Here is a 15,732-nt window from a genome sequence, read left to right on the forward strand (position 1 = left end):
CGCTCATCCGCGCTGTCGCGCGACTCTCCCCCCGATGGGGCGAGGGTGTTTTACCGCGTCGGAACCGGCGTCTCGCCGCGGTAGTCGTAGAAGCCGCGGCCCGATTTGCGGCCGAGCCAGCCGGCTTCGACATATTTTACCAGCAGCGGGCAGGGGCGATACTTGGAGTCGGCGAGCCCGTCATGCAGCACTTGCATGATCGAAAGGCAGGTATCGAGGCCGATGAAGTCGGCAAGCTGCAGCGGGCCCATCGGGTGGTTGGCGCCGAGCCGCATGGCGGTGTCGATGGCATCGACGGTGCCCACGCCTTCGTAGAGCGTGTAAATCGCCTCGTTGATCATCGGCAGCAGGATGCGATTGACGATGAAGGCGGGGAAGTCTTCGGCGACGGTGATCGTCTTTTCCAGCGAGGAGACGTAGTCCTTGGCCGCGGAGAAAGTCGATTCTTCGGTCGCGATGCCGCGTACCAGCTCCACGAGCTTCATGACCGGAACCGGGTTCATGAAGTGGATGCCCATGAAGCGTTCGGGACGGTCGGTGGCGGAGGCAAGGCGGGTGATCGACAGCGACGAGGTGTTCGTTGCCAGCAGCGCTTCGGGCTTCAGGACCGGACATACCTGCGCATAGATCTTGCGCTTGACGCTTTCGTCTTCCGTCGCAGCCTCGATGGCGAGATCGACCTGGGCGAGATCGTTGAGATCGGCCGAGCCGGTGATGCGGGAGAGCGCTGCCTTGCGCTCTTCGTCGGTTGTCTTGCCGGATGCGACCTGGCGGGCGAGATTGCCGTTGATGGTGGCAAGGCCGCTTTCAATGCGATCCTGCGAGAGATCGTAGATATGGACCTTGTAGCCGGCCATGGCGGACACATGGGCAATGCCGCAGCCCATCTGGCCCGCGCCGATAATACCGATCGTCTTCAGCGAACTCATTGCCAACTCCCCGGCGCGCTCCTGGCGATGCGCTATGCTTTTAATTCAAATTTGCCGGGCCATTTCTAGCCCGGCAAAGATTGATAGACCTATAAAAGACGATTTTCCAGTCTCTCGCAACTGCGAGAAACTCAATCGGTGCGATCAGAGCGCCTTCTGAAGTTCCGGCAGCGCTTCGAAGAGGTCGGCGACGAGGCCGTAGTCGGCGATCTGAAAGATCGGGGCTTCCTCGTCCTTGTTGATGGCGACGATCACCTTCGAATCCTTCATGCCGGCCAGATGCTGGATGGCGCCGGAAATGCCGCAGGCGATGTAGAGCTGCGGGGCGACCACCTTACCGGTCTGTCCGACCTGCCAGTCGTTCGGCGCATAGCCGGCATCGACGGCAGCGCGGGAAGCGCCGACGGCAGCGCCGAGCTTGTCGGCAACCGGCAAAATGACTTCCCTGAACTTCTCCGCCGAGCCGAGCGCGCGGCCGCCCGAGATGATGATCTTGGCGGAGGTCAGCTCCGGACGGTCCGATGTCGACAGTGCATCGCCGACGAAGGTGGACAGCGCCGGATCAGCAGCCGCAGAGATCGTCTCGATTGCAGCCGAACCCCCTTCAGAGGCGGAGGCGAACGAGGCCGTGCGCACGGTGATCACCTTCTTGGCGTCGGTGGATTGCACCGTCTGGATGGCATTGCCGGCATAGATCGGCCGCTTGAAGGTGTCGGGGGAAACGACTTCGATGATTTCCGAGACCTGGGCGACATCGAGCAGAGCGGCAACGCGCGGCAGCACGTTCTTGCCGACCGAGGTCGCGGCGCCGATGATCACGTCGTAGGAACCGGCAAGCGATACGATCAGTGCCGCTAGCGGTTCTGCGAGATTGTTGGCGAGGCTTGCATCCTCGGCAACCAGCACCTTGGAGACGCCGGCAAGCTTTGCCGCCTGCTCGGCCGCAGCCTTGGCGCCCGCGCCGGCAGCGAGCACATGCACATCGCCGCCGATCTTGGAGGCAGCCGTCAGCGCCTTAGCGGTCTGGTCGGAGAGGTGGGCATTGTCATGATCAGCCAGAAGAAGAATGGCCATAGGTCTTATCCTTTCCTATCCTCAGAGCACGCCGGCTTCGGTCTTGAGCTTTTCGACAAGCTCAGCAACCGAGCCCACCTTGACGCCGGCCTTGCGGCCAGACGGCTCTTCGGTCTTCAGCACCTTCAGGCGCGGCTCGGTCGAGACGCCGAAATCGGCGGGGCTCTTCTTGTCGAGCGGCTTCTTCTTGGCCTTCATGATGTTCGGCAGCGAGGCGTAGCGCGGCTCGTTCAGGCGCAGGTCGGTCGTGACGACCGCCGGAAGCTTGACCTCGATGGTCTGCAGGCCGCCATCGACTTCGCGGGTGACCTTGGCGCTACCATCACCGATCTCGATCTTCGAGGCGAAGGTCGCCTGCGCCGTGCCGAGCAGGGCCGCCAACATCTGGCCGGTCTGGTTGGAGTCGTCATCGATCGCCTGCTTGCCGACGATGACGAGGCCCGGCTGTTCGGCCTCGGCGACGCCCTTCAGGATCTTGGCGACGGCGAGCGGCTCGACGGCATCATCGGTTTCGACCAGGATGGCGCGATCCGCACCCATGGCGAGCGCCGTGCGCAATGTTTCCTCGGCCTTGGCAGGTCCGATCGATACGACCACCACTTCCTCGGCCTTGCCGGCTTCCTTCAGACGCAGCGCTTCTTCGACCGAAATCTCGTCGAACGGGTTCATCGACATCTTCACGTTCGAAAGCTCAACGCCAGAACCATCCGGCTTCACGCGAATCTTGACGTTGTAGTCAACAACCCGCTTAACGGGGACGAGAATCTTCATGGAATCCTTCCTTCAACATGACCGCCCGAGAACATGCGCTGTTTAGCGCCATTCCATTTGTCGAATGGCGACATGGATACGCGTTTTTTTCCCAATTACAACGCTTCCAGGCCGCCGAGAGACGAATTGCTTGAAAGGCATAAATAACGTTTACGTTAACGTCAATACGGATGCCTTCGGTGATCGAATTCGCGCCGCTATCGATTCTTGCCGGGAATCCAGAGAACATCGGCCTGTCCGCGATCATTGGCGTGCCGTGCCGCGACAAAGAGAAAATCGGAAAGCCGGTTGATATATTTCAGCGCCGCCGGGCTCACCCGTTCGCCTTGCTCACGCGACAGCGCCACCATGAGGCGCTCTGCGCGACGGGCTATCGTGCGGGCAAGGTGAAGATGGGCGGAAGCGGGGCTGCCGGCGGGCAGGACGAAAGATCGCAAAGGCTCGAGATCGGCGTTCAGCCGGTCGATATCCTGTTCGAGGCGCTCGACCTGGGGATCGATGATGCGCAAGGGTTCATAGGCCGGCGGCTCGTCCGTTTCGGGGGTCGAAAGATCGGCGCCGAGATCGAAAAGATCGTTCTGGATCCGCATCAGCATGGCGTCGATCTCGGGCATGTCTGACATGTGTAGCCGCGCGACGCCGATTGCGGAATTGGTCTCGTCGACCGTGCCGTAGCTTTCGACGCGCAAATCGTGTTTCAGCCGCCTCGGGCCGGCGGCAAGGCCTGTGGTGCCATCGTCGCCGGTCTTGGTGTAGATCTTGTTGAGCTTGACCATCGTGTTCCTGTGGTTAGAGCCTTTCGCTTTTCTTCGGATCGCGAAATGCCCTAACCCTTTATTTTAAGCAATTCCGGACGGAAAACCGCTTCGCACTTTTCCTGAAATTGCTTTAGGCCGGGCGGCCGCCGCCCGTCAGCCAGAGCGTCAGCATGATCAGGATCACCGCCACTGCCTGCAGCAGCACGCGCAGCTGCATCAGCCGGTTCGAAAGGTTCGGGTTGTCGCCTTTCATCATGTTCAGCAGGCCGCGAATGAGAACGATCGCGACAAGTCCCATGACAATGATGGCGGCAACATAAGTAACGGTAGACATGGCTCCTCCATCCTTGTCTTCATTTTAAGCAATCCCAAGCGGAAAAGGCGCTTTGCCCATTCGTGGGTTGCTCTAATCCAGCCGGCGCATCAGACGATAGAAAAGGTTAGCCGGCAATAGCCTTTTCAAGAGCACGCCCTGCTTGGCGGGTGTCGTTACCAGATAGTGTGGGCGTGGATTTCTCACGTTCAGAGCGGATTTTAGCACATCATAGACCGCTTCCGGACCCAATTTATGTTTATTGATCGGGCCTGATCCATCAAGCCGTTTCAGTTGCCTGCGGTATTCCACCACATGGGGCGAGCCTTCGAGGTCGATATGCTCGTGGATCTTGGCGAGCGCATTGGCGGTAAACTTCGTCGCGATCGGGCCGGGCTCGATGAGGCTCACATGGATGCCGCTATCCTGCAGCTCCATTCTGAGCGTGATCGTCAGCCCTTCCAGCGCGAATTTCGAGGCCGTGTAGGCGCCGCGGAAACGGTAGGGAACGAGTCCCAGAATGGACGAGCAATTGACGATACGGCCATGCTCCTGTTTGCGCATCAGCGGCAGGATCTGGCGCGTCAGCTCGTGCCACCCGAAGAAATTGGTTTCGAACTGTTCACGCAGCACGGCGGTCGTCAGATCCTCGACGGCGCCCGGCTGTCCATAGGCGCCATTGTTGAAGAGAGCATCGATGCGGTCACCCGTGCGCTCGCGCACTGTCGCCACCGTGGCGGAAATGGTCTCGGGCCTTGTGTAGTCGAGGAGCAGCGCTTCGATGCCGTCAGCCTCGAGCGGAGCGAGATCTTCGTGCTTGCGCACAGTTGCGAATACGCGCCATCCGTCGGCTTTCAGCGCCCGTGCGCAATAAGCACCGATGCCGGAGGAGCAACCAGTGACGAGGATCGTGCGTTGTTCCGTCATGGAAAGATGATTCCTGTACAAACCGGGACTCGTTTCCCATATTCAGGAACCCGATACAATCGACAACCGGCGGTATCAGCCGGATGAATGCCGACGCCGAGCGGAGATGGAATGCCGACAGCCCTGCGGACGACTTACAAGGTGATCTACGACGCAGTGTTCCATTTCGTCGAGGATGACGGGTTCGCCATGGCAAGCCATGTGGCGCTGTCGACACTGCTGGCGGTTTTTCCCTTCCTGATCTTTGGCACGGCGCTCGCAAGCTTTCTCGGCGCCAGTCAGTTTTCGTCGACGGCCGTGCATCTGATCTTCGACACCTGGCCGGAGGCGATCGCCAAGCCTCTCGCCGATCAAGTCGTGCAGGTGCTGACCATTCCGCGCGGCGGGCTATTGACGATCTCGGTGCTTGCTGCTGCCTATTTCGCGTCGAACGGCGTCGAGGCGCTGCGCATATCGCTGAACCGCGCCTATCGCGTGCCCGAGACCCGACCGTGGTATTTCAACCGTCTCGCCAGCCTTGGCTATGTGCTCATTGCCGTGCTGATCTTCGCTATCCTCAGTATCCTGCTCGTCGCCGTGCCGCTCGCGCTCAATTATACAAGGCAATGGCTGCCGAAGCTCGCCGATATCCTCGAGATCGTCTTCAGCTGGCGGATCTACGGCACGATCTTTCTGCTGCTGGCGGGCCTGATGATCCTGCATCTGTGGCTGGCGGCCGGGCGCAGGCGGGTGTTCGACGTGATCCCCGGCGTGATATTGACGCTGGTCTTCTGGTCGATCGGCGCTGTGCTCTTTGCCTATTATCTCTCGACCTTCGCCAACTATACCGCCACCTATGCCGGTCTGGCGTCCGTAATGATCGTGCTGATTTTTCTCTATATGCTCGCAGTGATCTTTATCATGGGAGCGGAGATCAATGCGGCGCTGATGAAATTCCGCGTGCGCCGCCTGCTGTTCGGCAAGGTGGCGAGCCGCGCGGCCGCCGAGGTAGCTTCGGAAAAGATACCCTCAGAACCAAGGGCCGAGCCAGGAGCCAAATCAGAGGCCGATGCGGCGGCGAAGCTCCGCCGGTGAGAGACCCTGCCGGCGCCATTCGGCAATGCCGGTATCACCCAGGCTCTTGGACAGCTTTTTGCCATCCTCTCCGAGGACCAGACGATGGTGATGATAGAGCGGTTCCGGCAGGCCGAGGAGTGTCTGCAGCAGGCGATGGATCGAGGTGGCGTGGAAGAGGTCCAGCCCGCGCACGATATGGGTGATGCCCTGCACGGCGTCGTCGACGACAACGGAAAGATGATAGCTCGAGGGTGCATCCGAGCGCGACAGCACGACATCGCCCCAGGCGGCCGGATCGGCTGGAATAATGCCCGTCTCGCCGTCGCCGCTTTCTTGCCAGTGCAATGGTTCGTCCACTGTCGCTAGCGCCTTTTCCATATCGAGACGCCAGGCATGCTTCATGCCCGATGCCAGCAGGCGCTGCCGCTCGGCATCGCTGCGCTCGCGATCGTCGGGTGGATAGAGCGGTGTGCCGTCCGGGTCGCGCGGCCATGATTTGCCACCCGCCTCGAAAGCGGTGACGCGCGATTTGACCTCGCCGCGGGTCAGGAAGGCGGGATAGACGAGGCCGCGCTCGATAAGCGTCTGCAACGCCGCCTGATAGGCCGGAAAATGCTCGGACTGCCGACGCACCGGCTCCTGCCAGCTGAGGCCGAGCCAGGAGAGATCGGTATAGATGCCCTCTTCGAAATCGGGTGTGCAGCGCGCCTGATCTATGTCTTCGATGCGCAGCAGGAAATCGCCGCCTGCTTTTGCCGCCATGTCGTGATTGAGGATGGCCGACAGCGCGTGACCGAGATGCAACGGGCCATTCGGGCTCGGGGCAAAACGGAATTTCGGCTTTTGACGGGGAATCTCGATCATGCTTTCTTCTGCCACGAATTTGAACCGGGGGCCACGAGACGTCATGCAGATCATTCGCGACGAGCGCGATATCGAACGGGGACTTGCTGCCCTGCTGGAACTGGATCCGCGCCTGCGGCCCGTTGCCGCAGAGGCGGGCACTTTGCCTTTGCGCCTGCGTGAACCGGGCTTCGAGGGCCTCGCCCATATCATCGTATCGCAGGTCGTCTCCCGCGCCAGCGCCGATGCGATCTGGGGGAAGATGATCGCTGGGATGGGTCAGGTGACTGCAAAAGGCTATGTCCGGCTGGAGCCGGAGGCATGGCGGACCTTCGGCCTGTCGCGAATCAAGCACGAGACGCTCCATCGCGTGGCCGAAGCGGTTGCCGCCGGTGGTCTCGATCTCCATGCGCTCAGCGCCGAATCACCTGAAAAGGCGCTCGCCGAGCTGACGTCGATCAAGGGAATCGGCCCCTGGACGGCGGAAGTCTACCTGATGTTCTGCGGCGGTCACGCAGATGTGTTTCCGGCGGGCGATGTGGCGCTGCAGGCGGCCGTCGGCATGGCTTTCGGCCATGAAGTCAGGCCCTTGGCCAAGGCAATTGCCCGGGAAGCCGCGGTTTGGGCGCCCTGGCGCTCGGTCGCGGCCCGGCTCTTCTGGGCCTATTATGCCGTGAAAACACGCCGGGATGCGCTGCCTATCGTTTAATCGGCGGCTCCTCGAAATTGCCTTTATGCACTGAATTTATTGGACTTCACAATCCTGTAACAACCGGCCTAATATACAGGTGCAGATGCCGAATCGATCAGGAGGGTTCCTTGACGATTGCAGTCTCCCCGCAGTCCTTGCCGGCGCTCGTGCTGAACGCTGACTACAGACCGCTGAGTTACTATCCCTTGTCGCTCTGGTCCTGGCAGGACGCGATCAAGGCGGTTTTTCTTGACCGTGTGAACATCATCGCAGAATACGATCAGTGCGTGTCCTCACCGAGCTTCTCGATGCGGCTGCCGAGCGTCGTGTGCCTGAAGACATATGTGCAGCCGTCCCGCAATCCCGCCTTCACCCGCTTCAACGTCTTCCTGCGCGACAAGTTCGAATGCCAGTATTGCGGCTCGCATGACGACCTGACCTTCGACCATGTCATCCCGCGCGCCCATGGCGGCGAGACCACCTGGGAGAACGTCGTGGCCGCCTGTTCGCCGTGCAATCTCCGCAAGGGCAGCAAGCTGCCGAAGCAGGCCGGCATGTTCCCGGCGCAGAAGCCATACCAGCCGACGGTGCAGGACCTGCACAATAACGGCCGCCTGTTCCCGCCGAACTATCTGCACGATAGCTGGCTCGACTATCTCTACTGGGATTCGGAACTGCAGCCGTAGGATTTCCTTCTCCCCTCGGGGAGAAGGTGGCCCGAAGGGTCGGATGAGGGGGAGCGGCGGCACGCAAATTTGCGTTTCGCTTGCCGGTCAAGGCCCTCGTCGCTTCGCTTCTCGTCCCCCTCATCCGTCCGCTCGCAGTTTCGCTTTGCTCGCCTGCTCGCGCCCACCTTCTCTCCGCGGGAGAGAAGGGGTCAACCCGCCTTCTTCGCCCCCACAAAGGCAATAGCTGCCAGGATGACGCTGGCGATCACATTCCAGCCGGCCATCGACAGGCCGAGGATGCGCAGCGCCGCTTCCGTGCAGGAGGGGCCTTTGATGGTGTTCAGCTGGCCGAGCAGGTCGCCGGCATTCTGCGTGACGCTGGCAGCCGATGTCGAGCAGGTGGTTGGGCCTTCCCAGAAGTGCCATTCGACGCCGGCGTGGTAGACGCCGATGCCGCCGCCGACAAGCATCATCAGACCGGCGATGATCAGGAGGCCGCGGGTGATCCACGAGGGCAGGCCGGCAACCGCCGTCAGCACGGCGATGATCGCAACCGGGATGCCGTAATAATAGGGCTGGCGCTGGTCCAGGCAGAGCGCGCAGGGGATATAGCCGCCGATATATTGGAAGCCGAGTGCCGAGCCGATGACGACGATCATGCCGATCGTCAGCAGGGCGCCATAGCCGAGGCCGGCGCGGGAGGAAGGCGAAGTCGTGGACATGCGTTGGGGGCTCCTTGGTCAGCTCGCCAGGGCAAAATGGAAGACGGCATAGAGGGCGATGAGAACGGCGGCGGCGGCCATCGCGATCTGGCCCAGGCGCTTTTCGATGAAATGGCGGATGGATTCGCCATAGCGGCGAAGCAGGAAGGCCAGGAGGAAAAAGCGGGCGCCGCGGGCGACGATGGCCGAGACGATGAACAGGCCGAGATTGATATGGGCGACGCCGGAGAGGATCGTCACCACCTTGATCGGCGGCAGATGCGCGAGACCCGATGTGACGAGCAGCAGGAGCACCCATTCATAGGTGATGCCGGCGCTCATCTGGTTGAAGGCGTCGAGCTTGCCGTAGAATTCGAGGATCGGCTTGGCGATGGTCTCGAAGGCATAATAGCCGAGCGCCCAGCCGGCAATGCCGCCGAGCACGGAGGCAACCGTCGCCGTCAACGCATAGCGCCAGGCACGTTCGGGCTTCGCCAGCGACATCGGCAGGAAAAGCACGTCCGCCGGAACAAGAAAGATGGAGCTCTCGACGAAGGCGATCACGGCCAACCAGATTTCCGCCGATTTGCGGCCGGCGAGCGACATGGTCCAGTCGTACAGTCTACGAAGCATAGGGCCCCCTTTTTGCTGCGTTGCAAACCTTTAGGGGGCAGGATTATGGCTGTAAATGGTCGGGGAGGGGCGGAAGCGGCGGAAAGGCAAAATTTTTCGTGATGGGGTGGGGATGCCAACAGATCTATGCCTAGTTCGAGCACTGATGATCGGAGGATATGTAAAGTTACCGTGAAATATTAAGCTTGACTCTAGTCATGCGGGTAATTGAAAGTGGTTTTTAAACGGCGGAATGGCAAAATATCGCTGTTTTGCGGAGGACGCGTGGGCATCAACGACGCCATCAAGTTTGAGATTTGGCGAAATTTAATTCTATCTGAAAAATCGGTTTTCAACTGGCCAGCCTGGAACAGAGCTCCCATGTTTAGGGAGTCTAGAAAAAACGCGACAGAAGCGGGACGCCTACCGTTTGTCTCCGACATTGCAGCTCGCCTTGAAATGTTAGTGACTTTGGCAGATGCTAATGATGTGGCTATCGAAGGGGTCCGCGTGCGGCTTGTAGCATGGCAAAATCGACCCCTTGAAGATGTTACAGCGACTTTTGAGTATTTCGATCTTGTCAGGTGGGTCTGCATTAGTCGAATTGATTTTCTGCCATTGTCCCCACATCCTAATAAGTTTTGGCGGAAATTTGGGCTTGAGCCCGAAATTAACGGATCACATATTCATACCTGCGAAGATAACATCAAAATAGGCAACGAAGCATTCGCGCCATATGGCAACTTACCAAATGCGATACCCTTGGATAAAGAGCCTCAGTCGTTCAAGGATATCAGCCAGAGCATAGGTGAATTTTTTAACATTACTGGCTTTCATGCTGTGCCTGCACCGGAATGGAACTGGAGCCTGCAATATGATCGATAGAATCTCGATAAATGCTATCGCTGAAGAGGTAGCTCGCGCGCTCTCGTATTCTCGTTGCGGCAATGATGGCGCCATGGTGGTGACGCCGCTATTATACCCTGGCAGCAGCCGCGTGGTGCTTCGTTTTCAGGAGAGTGAAGAGGGTTACTTCATCTCCGACTTAGGTGCTGGCCGCCGCGAAGCGGAACTAATGGGCGGGGACGCTATTTTCACTAAAATAGCGAAGACATCAGCCGAACGATTTGGCGTGCGGTTTGATAGCGATATGATTTTTGATCTGGAAGTTCCCCGCGAAGCCCTTGTAGCTGCAGCGATAGCAGTCGCCAATGCGTCGAAAGAAGCAGTAGACCATACCGCTGAACGTGTGGCCGAGAAGCGTGCTTCGGATCAAAGGGAGCGCTTATGGTCGCGTCTGGCTGCGGCATTTCCAGGTGCATATGTCGCGCGGGAAATCGCTATACAGGGTGCAAGCTCGCCATGGAATTTTGATGCAATGATAGAGGTGAATCACAAGAAGTCGCTTTTCGATCTTGTTTCGCCTCATCCTACGTCCGTTCATGCGGCGGTAGCCAAGTTTCTTGATATTCAGGATCTTGGTGATGCATCACCAGTACGTGTGGCAGTTACCGTCGATAAAGATCACACGCCACACCTACCGCTTCTGGGTCGGACCGCGAAGATTATTCAGCTTAATAGCGCAATCGAAACGTTCAAAACGGCTGCTTGACCAGAAGTATTAGAATATCAACTATCGTTATTTTGGCTAGCTCGCTATTTGATGCCAGCAGCTAGCGACAATTGCAGTTACAAATAGGCGTAAGCAATCGCTTGATCGATGGTGCCCCATGCCGGAGTCGAACCAGCACTTCTTTCGAAACTCGATTTTGAGTCGAGCGCGTCTACCAATTCCGCCAATGGGGCAACGGGGTACTGACGAGGCGGCTGTCTAGCATGTGACTGGCGGGGCGCGCAAGCCGGGGATGGCAGATATTGCGAGTGTTTCCGCAGGGTTGCGGTTTGGCCCATGGCGCGGGTGGGCGTTATGGGCTTTTGTCGCTTGAAGCTCAGTGAGCCATGGCCGGGCCTTTGGTGGTGGAGCCGGACTTTTGCAGGGTGATCGCCAGGATGGCGGCGAGCAGGCAGAAGGCGCCGGCCACGAAGAAGGCGGGGAGGTAGGTGTTCAGCTCCGTGCGGGTCAGGCCGGCGCCATAGGCGGCGGTGGCGGCACCCAGCTGGTGGCCGGCGAAGACCCAGCCGAAGACGAGGCCGGCCTTTTCGCGGCCGAAGCGGTCGGCGGCGATCTTGACGGTCGGCGGCACGGTGGCGATCCAGTCGAGGCCGTAGAAGACGGCGAAGATCGACAGGCCATAGAAGGTGAAATCGCTGAAGGGCAGGTAGACCAGCGACAGGCCGCGCAGGCCGTAATACCAGAAGAGCAGCCAGCGATTGTCGAAGCGGTCGGAGAGCCAGCCGGAGCCGATCGTGCCGAAGAAATCGAAGATGCCCATGACGGCAAGCACGCTGGCGGCCGCGACGGGCACGATGCCGAAATCACCGCAGAGCGTGACGAAATGCGTCTGGATCAGGCCGTTGGTCGACAGGCCGCAGATGAAGAAGGTGGCAAAGAGGATCCAGAAGGTCGAGGTCGTGGATACCTCGCGCAGGATCGCGATCGGCGAGGCGAGTGCTGCCTTCAGGTTCCTGGTGGCGGCCGGCGGGGGCGTGATGTGGACCTCGCCGACCAGCGGCAGATTGACGTCCGAGGGACGGTCGCGCATCAGAAGCAGCACGATGAAGGCGGCGACGACGATCATGCCGCAGACGAAAAGCACGGTGGTGCGCCAGCCATAGCGCGTCGTCAGCTCTGCCATCAGCGGCAGGAAGACGAGCTGTCCCGTGGCTGAGCTTGCCGAAAGCATGCCGATGACGAGGCCGCGATGCTTGGTGAACCAGCGCGTCGAGACGGTCGCCGCCAGCACCATGGCGGTGAGGCCGGTGCCGAAGCCGATGATGATGCCCCAGCACAAAAGCAGCTGCCAGACCTGCGTCATATAGAGCGAGCCGATGAAGCCGACGCATATGGTGCCCAGCGCGAAGACGATGACCTTGCGCACGCCGAAATGGTTCATGAAGGCGGCGGCAAAAGGGCCCATGAGGCCGAACAGCACCAAGCGAACGGCAAGCGCCGACGAGATGGAGGAGGTGCTCCAGCCGAATTCGTCCTCCAGCGGCTTGATGAGCACACCGGGCGCGCCCATGGCGCCGGCGGTGACCAGCATGGTGAGGAAGGTGGCGGCGACGACGACCCATCCGTAATGGATGTTGCGCCGGGCGAGCGTCGAGGCAAGGGCAGTGGAAACCATGAGCTGCGTTCCAATCAGGTTGGGTATCGTGTCGTCAGGCCGGACTTGCGAAAACACCGGATCGCGGACAGTCGGGGGTACCGTACCACGTCTAGCGCCCTGCCGTTCTCCAGGCTTGAACGTTTGTGCAAAGGCATTTACATGATTGCTATCATATTTGTTGCGTATTGATGATGGTCATCATATAAATTGTCAATACAGATTTATTGATGCTCTGATGGAGTTTATTGATGAGAGTGAGCCGGGAGAAATTCGCCGAGAATCGCGAGAAGATCCTTGCCGTGGCAGGCGAGCTCTTTCGCGAGAAGGGTTTCGACGGTATCGGCGTCGCCGACATCATGAAGGCGGCCGGGCTGACGCATGGCGGCTTTTACGGCCATTTCGATTCAAAGGACGAGCTTGCCTGCGAGGCGAGCAAGGCGCTGGTGGCGCGCTCGCTGGAGCGCTGGAAGGAAGTGGCGGCAAGCTCGCCCGACCAGCCGCTGGAAGCGCTGCTTGCCCATTATCTCTCGCATCGCAACGTTGTGGAACATGCGACCGGTTGCGTCTTTGCGGCGCTGACGCAGGAGGTCAGCCGCCATGGCCCCAAGATGCAGTCCACCTTCACCGGCGGCCTGATGGGGCTGGTCGAGGTGCTGGAAGAAATCGTTCCCGGCGAAACGCCGGAGGATCGCCGGCGCAGGGCATTTGCCAGCCTTTCGGCCATGGTCGGCGCAGTCATCCTGGCACGCGCGATGGACAATTCCGAATTGTCGCAGGAATTCCTGTCGGCGACCCGGCAGGAGCTGTCGCCGCCGCCTGGTGAAAGCAACGGCTAAGCTTGCCTAATCGCGGAAGGCGAGCAGCCCGTTCGCCTCGACGACCTCCCTGAACTTGCCGTCGGGCGCGACCGCCAGCAGCTCGGCGCGCAGAGCCGCCTCGAAATCGGCTGCCTTGTCGCCCAGCGCCTGCGGCGAAGTCGACGACATCGAGAAGATGCGGCCGACGATCTCTTCGATATCCCTGGTGTATTCCGAGATGATGCCGATCCGTTCGAGGTTGCGGAAAGGCGAGGCGAGCAGCATGGCTTCATGCGGCGCCCATTCCTTGCTCCGGCGCATCTGCCGCTCCGCGCTGCGCTCGGGCGAATAGGTTTCCATCAGCGGCTCGAGGATACCGCGCCAGTTCGGCTCCGCCAGAATGCCTTTATCGTGGAAAAGCACGACGGCGCCGCCCGGCTCGATCAGCCTATCGAGGGCCTCAAGCGTTGCCGGCCTGTCCATCCAATGGAAGGAGCGGCCCATGACGCAGAGGTGCAGCCTGCCGATATCGGGGCCGAGATCGTAGGAAGAGCCTTGCCGGATGCTGATGTCGACGCCGGCTGCCTTCGCGCCGAGCGCGGCTTCGGCGAGCATTTCCGGTTCCGGATCCATGGCGGTGACGGAAGCACCCTGCAGCCGGCCGAAGGCTATGCCGAGCTGGCCCGGGCCGCAGCCGAGATCGAGCACATGATCGCCGGGCTTCAGCCCGCTGCGCTCGGCGACGCGGGTAATCAGCCTGTCAGGATAGGGAATGCGATAGCGCAGGTAATAGGCCGCGGTCGATTGAAAGCGCCGCGCTTCGAAGGGGACTGTGATCATGGGCTGTCATCCTGGGGTAGGGAACCACCACCTGTTAAGCCTCAACTGTGACCCGTTCGTGAAGTCACTTTTGCGCGATTTACCGTAGGGTCAATCGGCTTCAGAGGGTGTGAGTGCCCCTCACTTCCTTCTCCCCTCGGGGAGAAGGTGCCGCCAGGCGGATGAGGGGGCCTGCCGAGAGCAGGAAGTCCATGAATTCACGTCGGCCAGCCTGTCCCCCTCATCCGACCCTTCGGGCCACCTTCTCCCCGCTGGGGAGAAGGAGTTGCGCGGCAACCACTTCATTTCATATGCGGATTGCTCTGCCGGAAGAGAGTTGAGGGACCAGGCAGACAGCTAACCGCAATATCACCAGCCCAACCTAGCCAGCTTCAAAACCTCCTTATTTGAACCCAGCAACGCCATGCGGAACGTAGGGGCTTTCCAGCGCCTCGACTTCCTCCGGCGTCAATTTGACCTCCAGGGAAGCGACGGCATCCGTGATGTGGCCGGGCTTGGAGGCGCCGATGATCGGGGCGGTGACGGCGCTCTTTTGCAGGATCCAGGCGGTTGCGACCTGCGCGCGCGGGATACCGCGGGCCTTGGCGACGGTGCCGACGGCATCGACGATCTTGCGGTCGGCTTCGAGCGCCTGGGTGTAGAGCGTCTTACCGAATTCATCGGACTCCGTACGGGCAGTGGCCTCATCCCAATCGCGGGTGAGCCGGCCGCGGGCGAGCGGGCTCCAGGGGATGACGGCGATCTTCTGGTCCTCGCAGAAGGGCAGCATTTCGCGCTCTTCCTCTCGGTAGAGCAGGTTCAGGTGGTCCTGCATGCTGACGAACTCCGTCCAGCCGTTGAGGCGCGAGGTGTAGATCGCCTTGGCGAATTGCCAGGCATACATGGAGGAGGCGCCGATATAGCGGGCCTTACCGGCCTTGACGACATCGTGCAGCGCTTCCAGCGTTTCCTCGATCGGTGTCGTATAGTCCCAGCGGTGGATCTGGTAGAGATCGACGTAATCAGTGCCGAGACGACGCAGGCTGTTGTCGATCTCGTCGAAGATCGCCTTGCGCGACAGGCCGGCGCCGTTAGGGCCGGGGCGCATGCGGTTGAAGACCTTGGTGGCGAGCACGATATCGTCGCGCTTGGCGAAATCCTTGATGGCGCGACCGACGATCTCTTCCGAGGAGCCGTTGGAATAGGTATTGGCCGTATCAAGGAAGTTGATGCCGGCCTCGATCGCCTGGCGCAGCAGCGGACGGCTGTCTTCCTCCTTCAACGACCAGGCATGCGTGCCCTTGTTCGGATCGCCATAGGTCATGCAACCCAGGCAGATGCGTGAGACTTCAAGACCGGTCCTGCCGAGCTTTACGTATTCCATCGCTATTCTCCGTCCATTCGATCATTCGCTACAAGGAGGTCCATCGTCGGAAGGGCGATGGGATGGGTGCGTCGCGAAAAGCAAGTCGACGGGCAAGATCGCCGCCGGGCGACGCATGAATTCGTGAAGAGCTTCGAAGTATTCCTGAATAAATAAGGC

18 protein-coding genes and 1 tRNA gene are annotated in these 15,732 nt (G+C 60.2%); 6 read left to right on the forward strand and 13 right to left on the reverse strand.

Annotated elements, in window-relative coordinates:
* Window positions 1-50 precede the first annotated feature (50 nt).
* The 6 genes from PH562_RS19230 to PH562_RS19255 form a co-directional block, all read right to left on the reverse strand.
* A complete protein-coding gene (locus PH562_RS19230; RefSeq protein WP_113231607.1) occupies window positions 51-929 on the reverse strand; it encodes a 3-hydroxybutyryl-CoA dehydrogenase in 879 nt (292 codons plus the stop codon).
* A gap of 144 nt (window positions 930-1,073) precedes the next feature.
* Window positions 1,074-2,003 (reverse strand): electron transfer flavoprotein subunit alpha/FixB family protein, encoded by a 930-nt coding sequence (locus PH562_RS19235; RefSeq protein WP_113231608.1) that lies wholly within the window; start codon window positions 2,001-2,003, stop codon window positions 1,074-1,076.
* A gap of 21 nt (window positions 2,004-2,024) precedes the next feature.
* The gene (locus tag PH562_RS19240; RefSeq protein WP_113408989.1) at window positions 2,025-2,774 is read right to left on the reverse strand and encodes an electron transfer flavoprotein subunit beta/FixA family protein; all 750 of its coding nucleotides are present in this window, start codon (window positions 2,772-2,774) and stop codon (window positions 2,025-2,027) included.
* Between the two features lie 197 nt (window positions 2,775-2,971).
* The gene (locus PH562_RS19245; protein WP_285174842.1) at window positions 2,972-3,550 is read right to left on the reverse strand and encodes a cob(I)yrinic acid a,c-diamide adenosyltransferase; all 579 of its coding nucleotides are present in this window, start codon (window positions 3,548-3,550) and stop codon (window positions 2,972-2,974) included.
* Window positions 3,551-3,662: 112 nt separating this feature from the next.
* Window positions 3,663-3,866 (reverse strand): twin transmembrane helix small protein, encoded by a 204-nt coding sequence (locus PH562_RS19250; protein ID WP_015341309.1) that lies wholly within the window; start codon window positions 3,864-3,866, stop codon window positions 3,663-3,665.
* A 72-nt stretch (window positions 3,867-3,938) separates the two neighbouring features.
* The gene (locus PH562_RS19255; RefSeq protein ID WP_285174846.1) at window positions 3,939-4,772 is read right to left on the reverse strand and encodes an SDR family oxidoreductase; all 834 of its coding nucleotides are present in this window, start codon (window positions 4,770-4,772) and stop codon (window positions 3,939-3,941) included.
* A gap of 111 nt (window positions 4,773-4,883) precedes the next feature.
* Here PH562_RS19255 and PH562_RS19260 point away from each other — a divergent pair, with 111 nt between their 5' ends.
* A complete protein-coding gene (locus PH562_RS19260) occupies window positions 4,884-5,846 on the forward strand; it encodes a YihY/virulence factor BrkB family protein (protein ID WP_113231612.1) in 963 nt (320 codons plus the stop codon).
* On the opposite strand, the gene gluQRS is transcribed toward PH562_RS19260, so the two are convergent.
* Window positions 5,811-6,692, reverse strand: coding sequence for a tRNA glutamyl-Q(34) synthetase GluQRS (gluQRS, locus tag PH562_RS19265; RefSeq protein ID WP_285174849.1), 882 nt, complete (start codon window positions 6,690-6,692; stop codon window positions 5,811-5,813). The two genes, PH562_RS19260 and gluQRS, sit on opposite strands and share 36 nt — an antisense overlap.
* On the opposite strand from gluQRS, the gene PH562_RS19270 reads away from it, so the two are divergent.
* Window positions 6,691-7,380, forward strand: coding sequence for a DNA-3-methyladenine glycosylase family protein (locus PH562_RS19270; RefSeq protein WP_285174851.1), 690 nt, complete (start codon window positions 6,691-6,693; stop codon window positions 7,378-7,380). The two genes, gluQRS and PH562_RS19270, sit on opposite strands and share 2 nt — an antisense overlap.
* A 110-nt stretch (window positions 7,381-7,490) precedes the next feature.
* Complete coding sequence (locus tag PH562_RS19275; protein ID WP_015341304.1) at window positions 7,491-8,048, forward strand: HNH endonuclease; 558 nt, start codon at window positions 7,491-7,493, stop codon at window positions 8,046-8,048.
* Window positions 8,049-8,239: 191 nt separating this feature from the next.
* On the opposite strand, the gene PH562_RS19280 is transcribed toward PH562_RS19275, so the two are convergent.
* Together PH562_RS19280 and PH562_RS19285 are read right to left on the reverse strand one after the other, a co-directional pair.
* Window positions 8,240-8,752: a disulfide bond formation protein B gene (locus tag PH562_RS19280; protein ID WP_285174852.1), complete on the reverse strand. Its 513-nt coding sequence runs from the start codon at window positions 8,750-8,752 to the stop codon at window positions 8,240-8,242.
* Window positions 8,753-8,770: 18 nt separating this feature from the next.
* The gene (locus PH562_RS19285; protein ID WP_285174854.1) at window positions 8,771-9,364 is read right to left on the reverse strand and encodes a YqaA family protein; all 594 of its coding nucleotides are present in this window, start codon (window positions 9,362-9,364) and stop codon (window positions 8,771-8,773) included.
* Between the two features lie 264 nt (window positions 9,365-9,628).
* Between PH562_RS19285 and PH562_RS19290 the strand changes: the two genes are divergently transcribed.
* Complete coding sequence (locus tag PH562_RS19290) at window positions 9,629-10,228, forward strand: hypothetical protein (protein WP_285174856.1); 600 nt, start codon at window positions 9,629-9,631, stop codon at window positions 10,226-10,228.
* Complete coding sequence (locus PH562_RS19295) at window positions 10,218-10,955, forward strand: hypothetical protein (RefSeq protein WP_285174858.1); 738 nt, start codon at window positions 10,218-10,220, stop codon at window positions 10,953-10,955. Before PH562_RS19290 ends, PH562_RS19295 begins: the two co-directional genes overlap by 11 nt.
* 109 nt (window positions 10,956-11,064) lie before the next feature.
* On the opposite strand, the gene PH562_RS19300 is transcribed toward PH562_RS19295, so the two are convergent.
* Both PH562_RS19300 and PH562_RS19305 read right to left on the reverse strand, forming a co-directional pair.
* Window positions 11,065-11,149, reverse strand: a tRNA-Leu gene (locus tag PH562_RS19300).
* A 143-nt stretch (window positions 11,150-11,292) separates the two neighbouring features.
* Complete coding sequence (locus PH562_RS19305) at window positions 11,293-12,591, reverse strand: MFS transporter (protein ID WP_285174859.1); 1,299 nt, start codon at window positions 12,589-12,591, stop codon at window positions 11,293-11,295.
* A 230-nt stretch (window positions 12,592-12,821) separates the two neighbouring features.
* On the opposite strand from PH562_RS19305, the gene PH562_RS19310 reads away from it, so the two are divergent.
* Window positions 12,822-13,409, forward strand: a complete 588-nt coding sequence (locus tag PH562_RS19310; RefSeq protein WP_285174860.1) for a TetR/AcrR family transcriptional regulator — start codon at window positions 12,822-12,824, stop codon at window positions 13,407-13,409.
* Between the two features lie 6 nt (window positions 13,410-13,415).
* Here the strand turns inward: PH562_RS19310 and PH562_RS19315 are convergent, their stop codons facing one another.
* Window positions 13,416-14,210, reverse strand: a complete 795-nt coding sequence (locus PH562_RS19315; RefSeq protein WP_285174862.1) for a class I SAM-dependent methyltransferase — start codon at window positions 14,208-14,210, stop codon at window positions 13,416-13,418.
* A gap of 382 nt (window positions 14,211-14,592) precedes the next feature.
* A complete protein-coding gene (locus PH562_RS19320) occupies window positions 14,593-15,573 on the reverse strand; it encodes an aldo/keto reductase (RefSeq protein WP_113231619.1) in 981 nt (326 codons plus the stop codon).
* Between the last annotated feature and the right edge of the window lie 159 nt (window positions 15,574-15,732).

The sequence above is a fragment of the Rhizobium centroccidentale genome (assembly GCF_030182565.1).
Classification (GTDB): Bacteria; Pseudomonadota; Alphaproteobacteria; order Rhizobiales; family Rhizobiaceae; genus Rhizobium.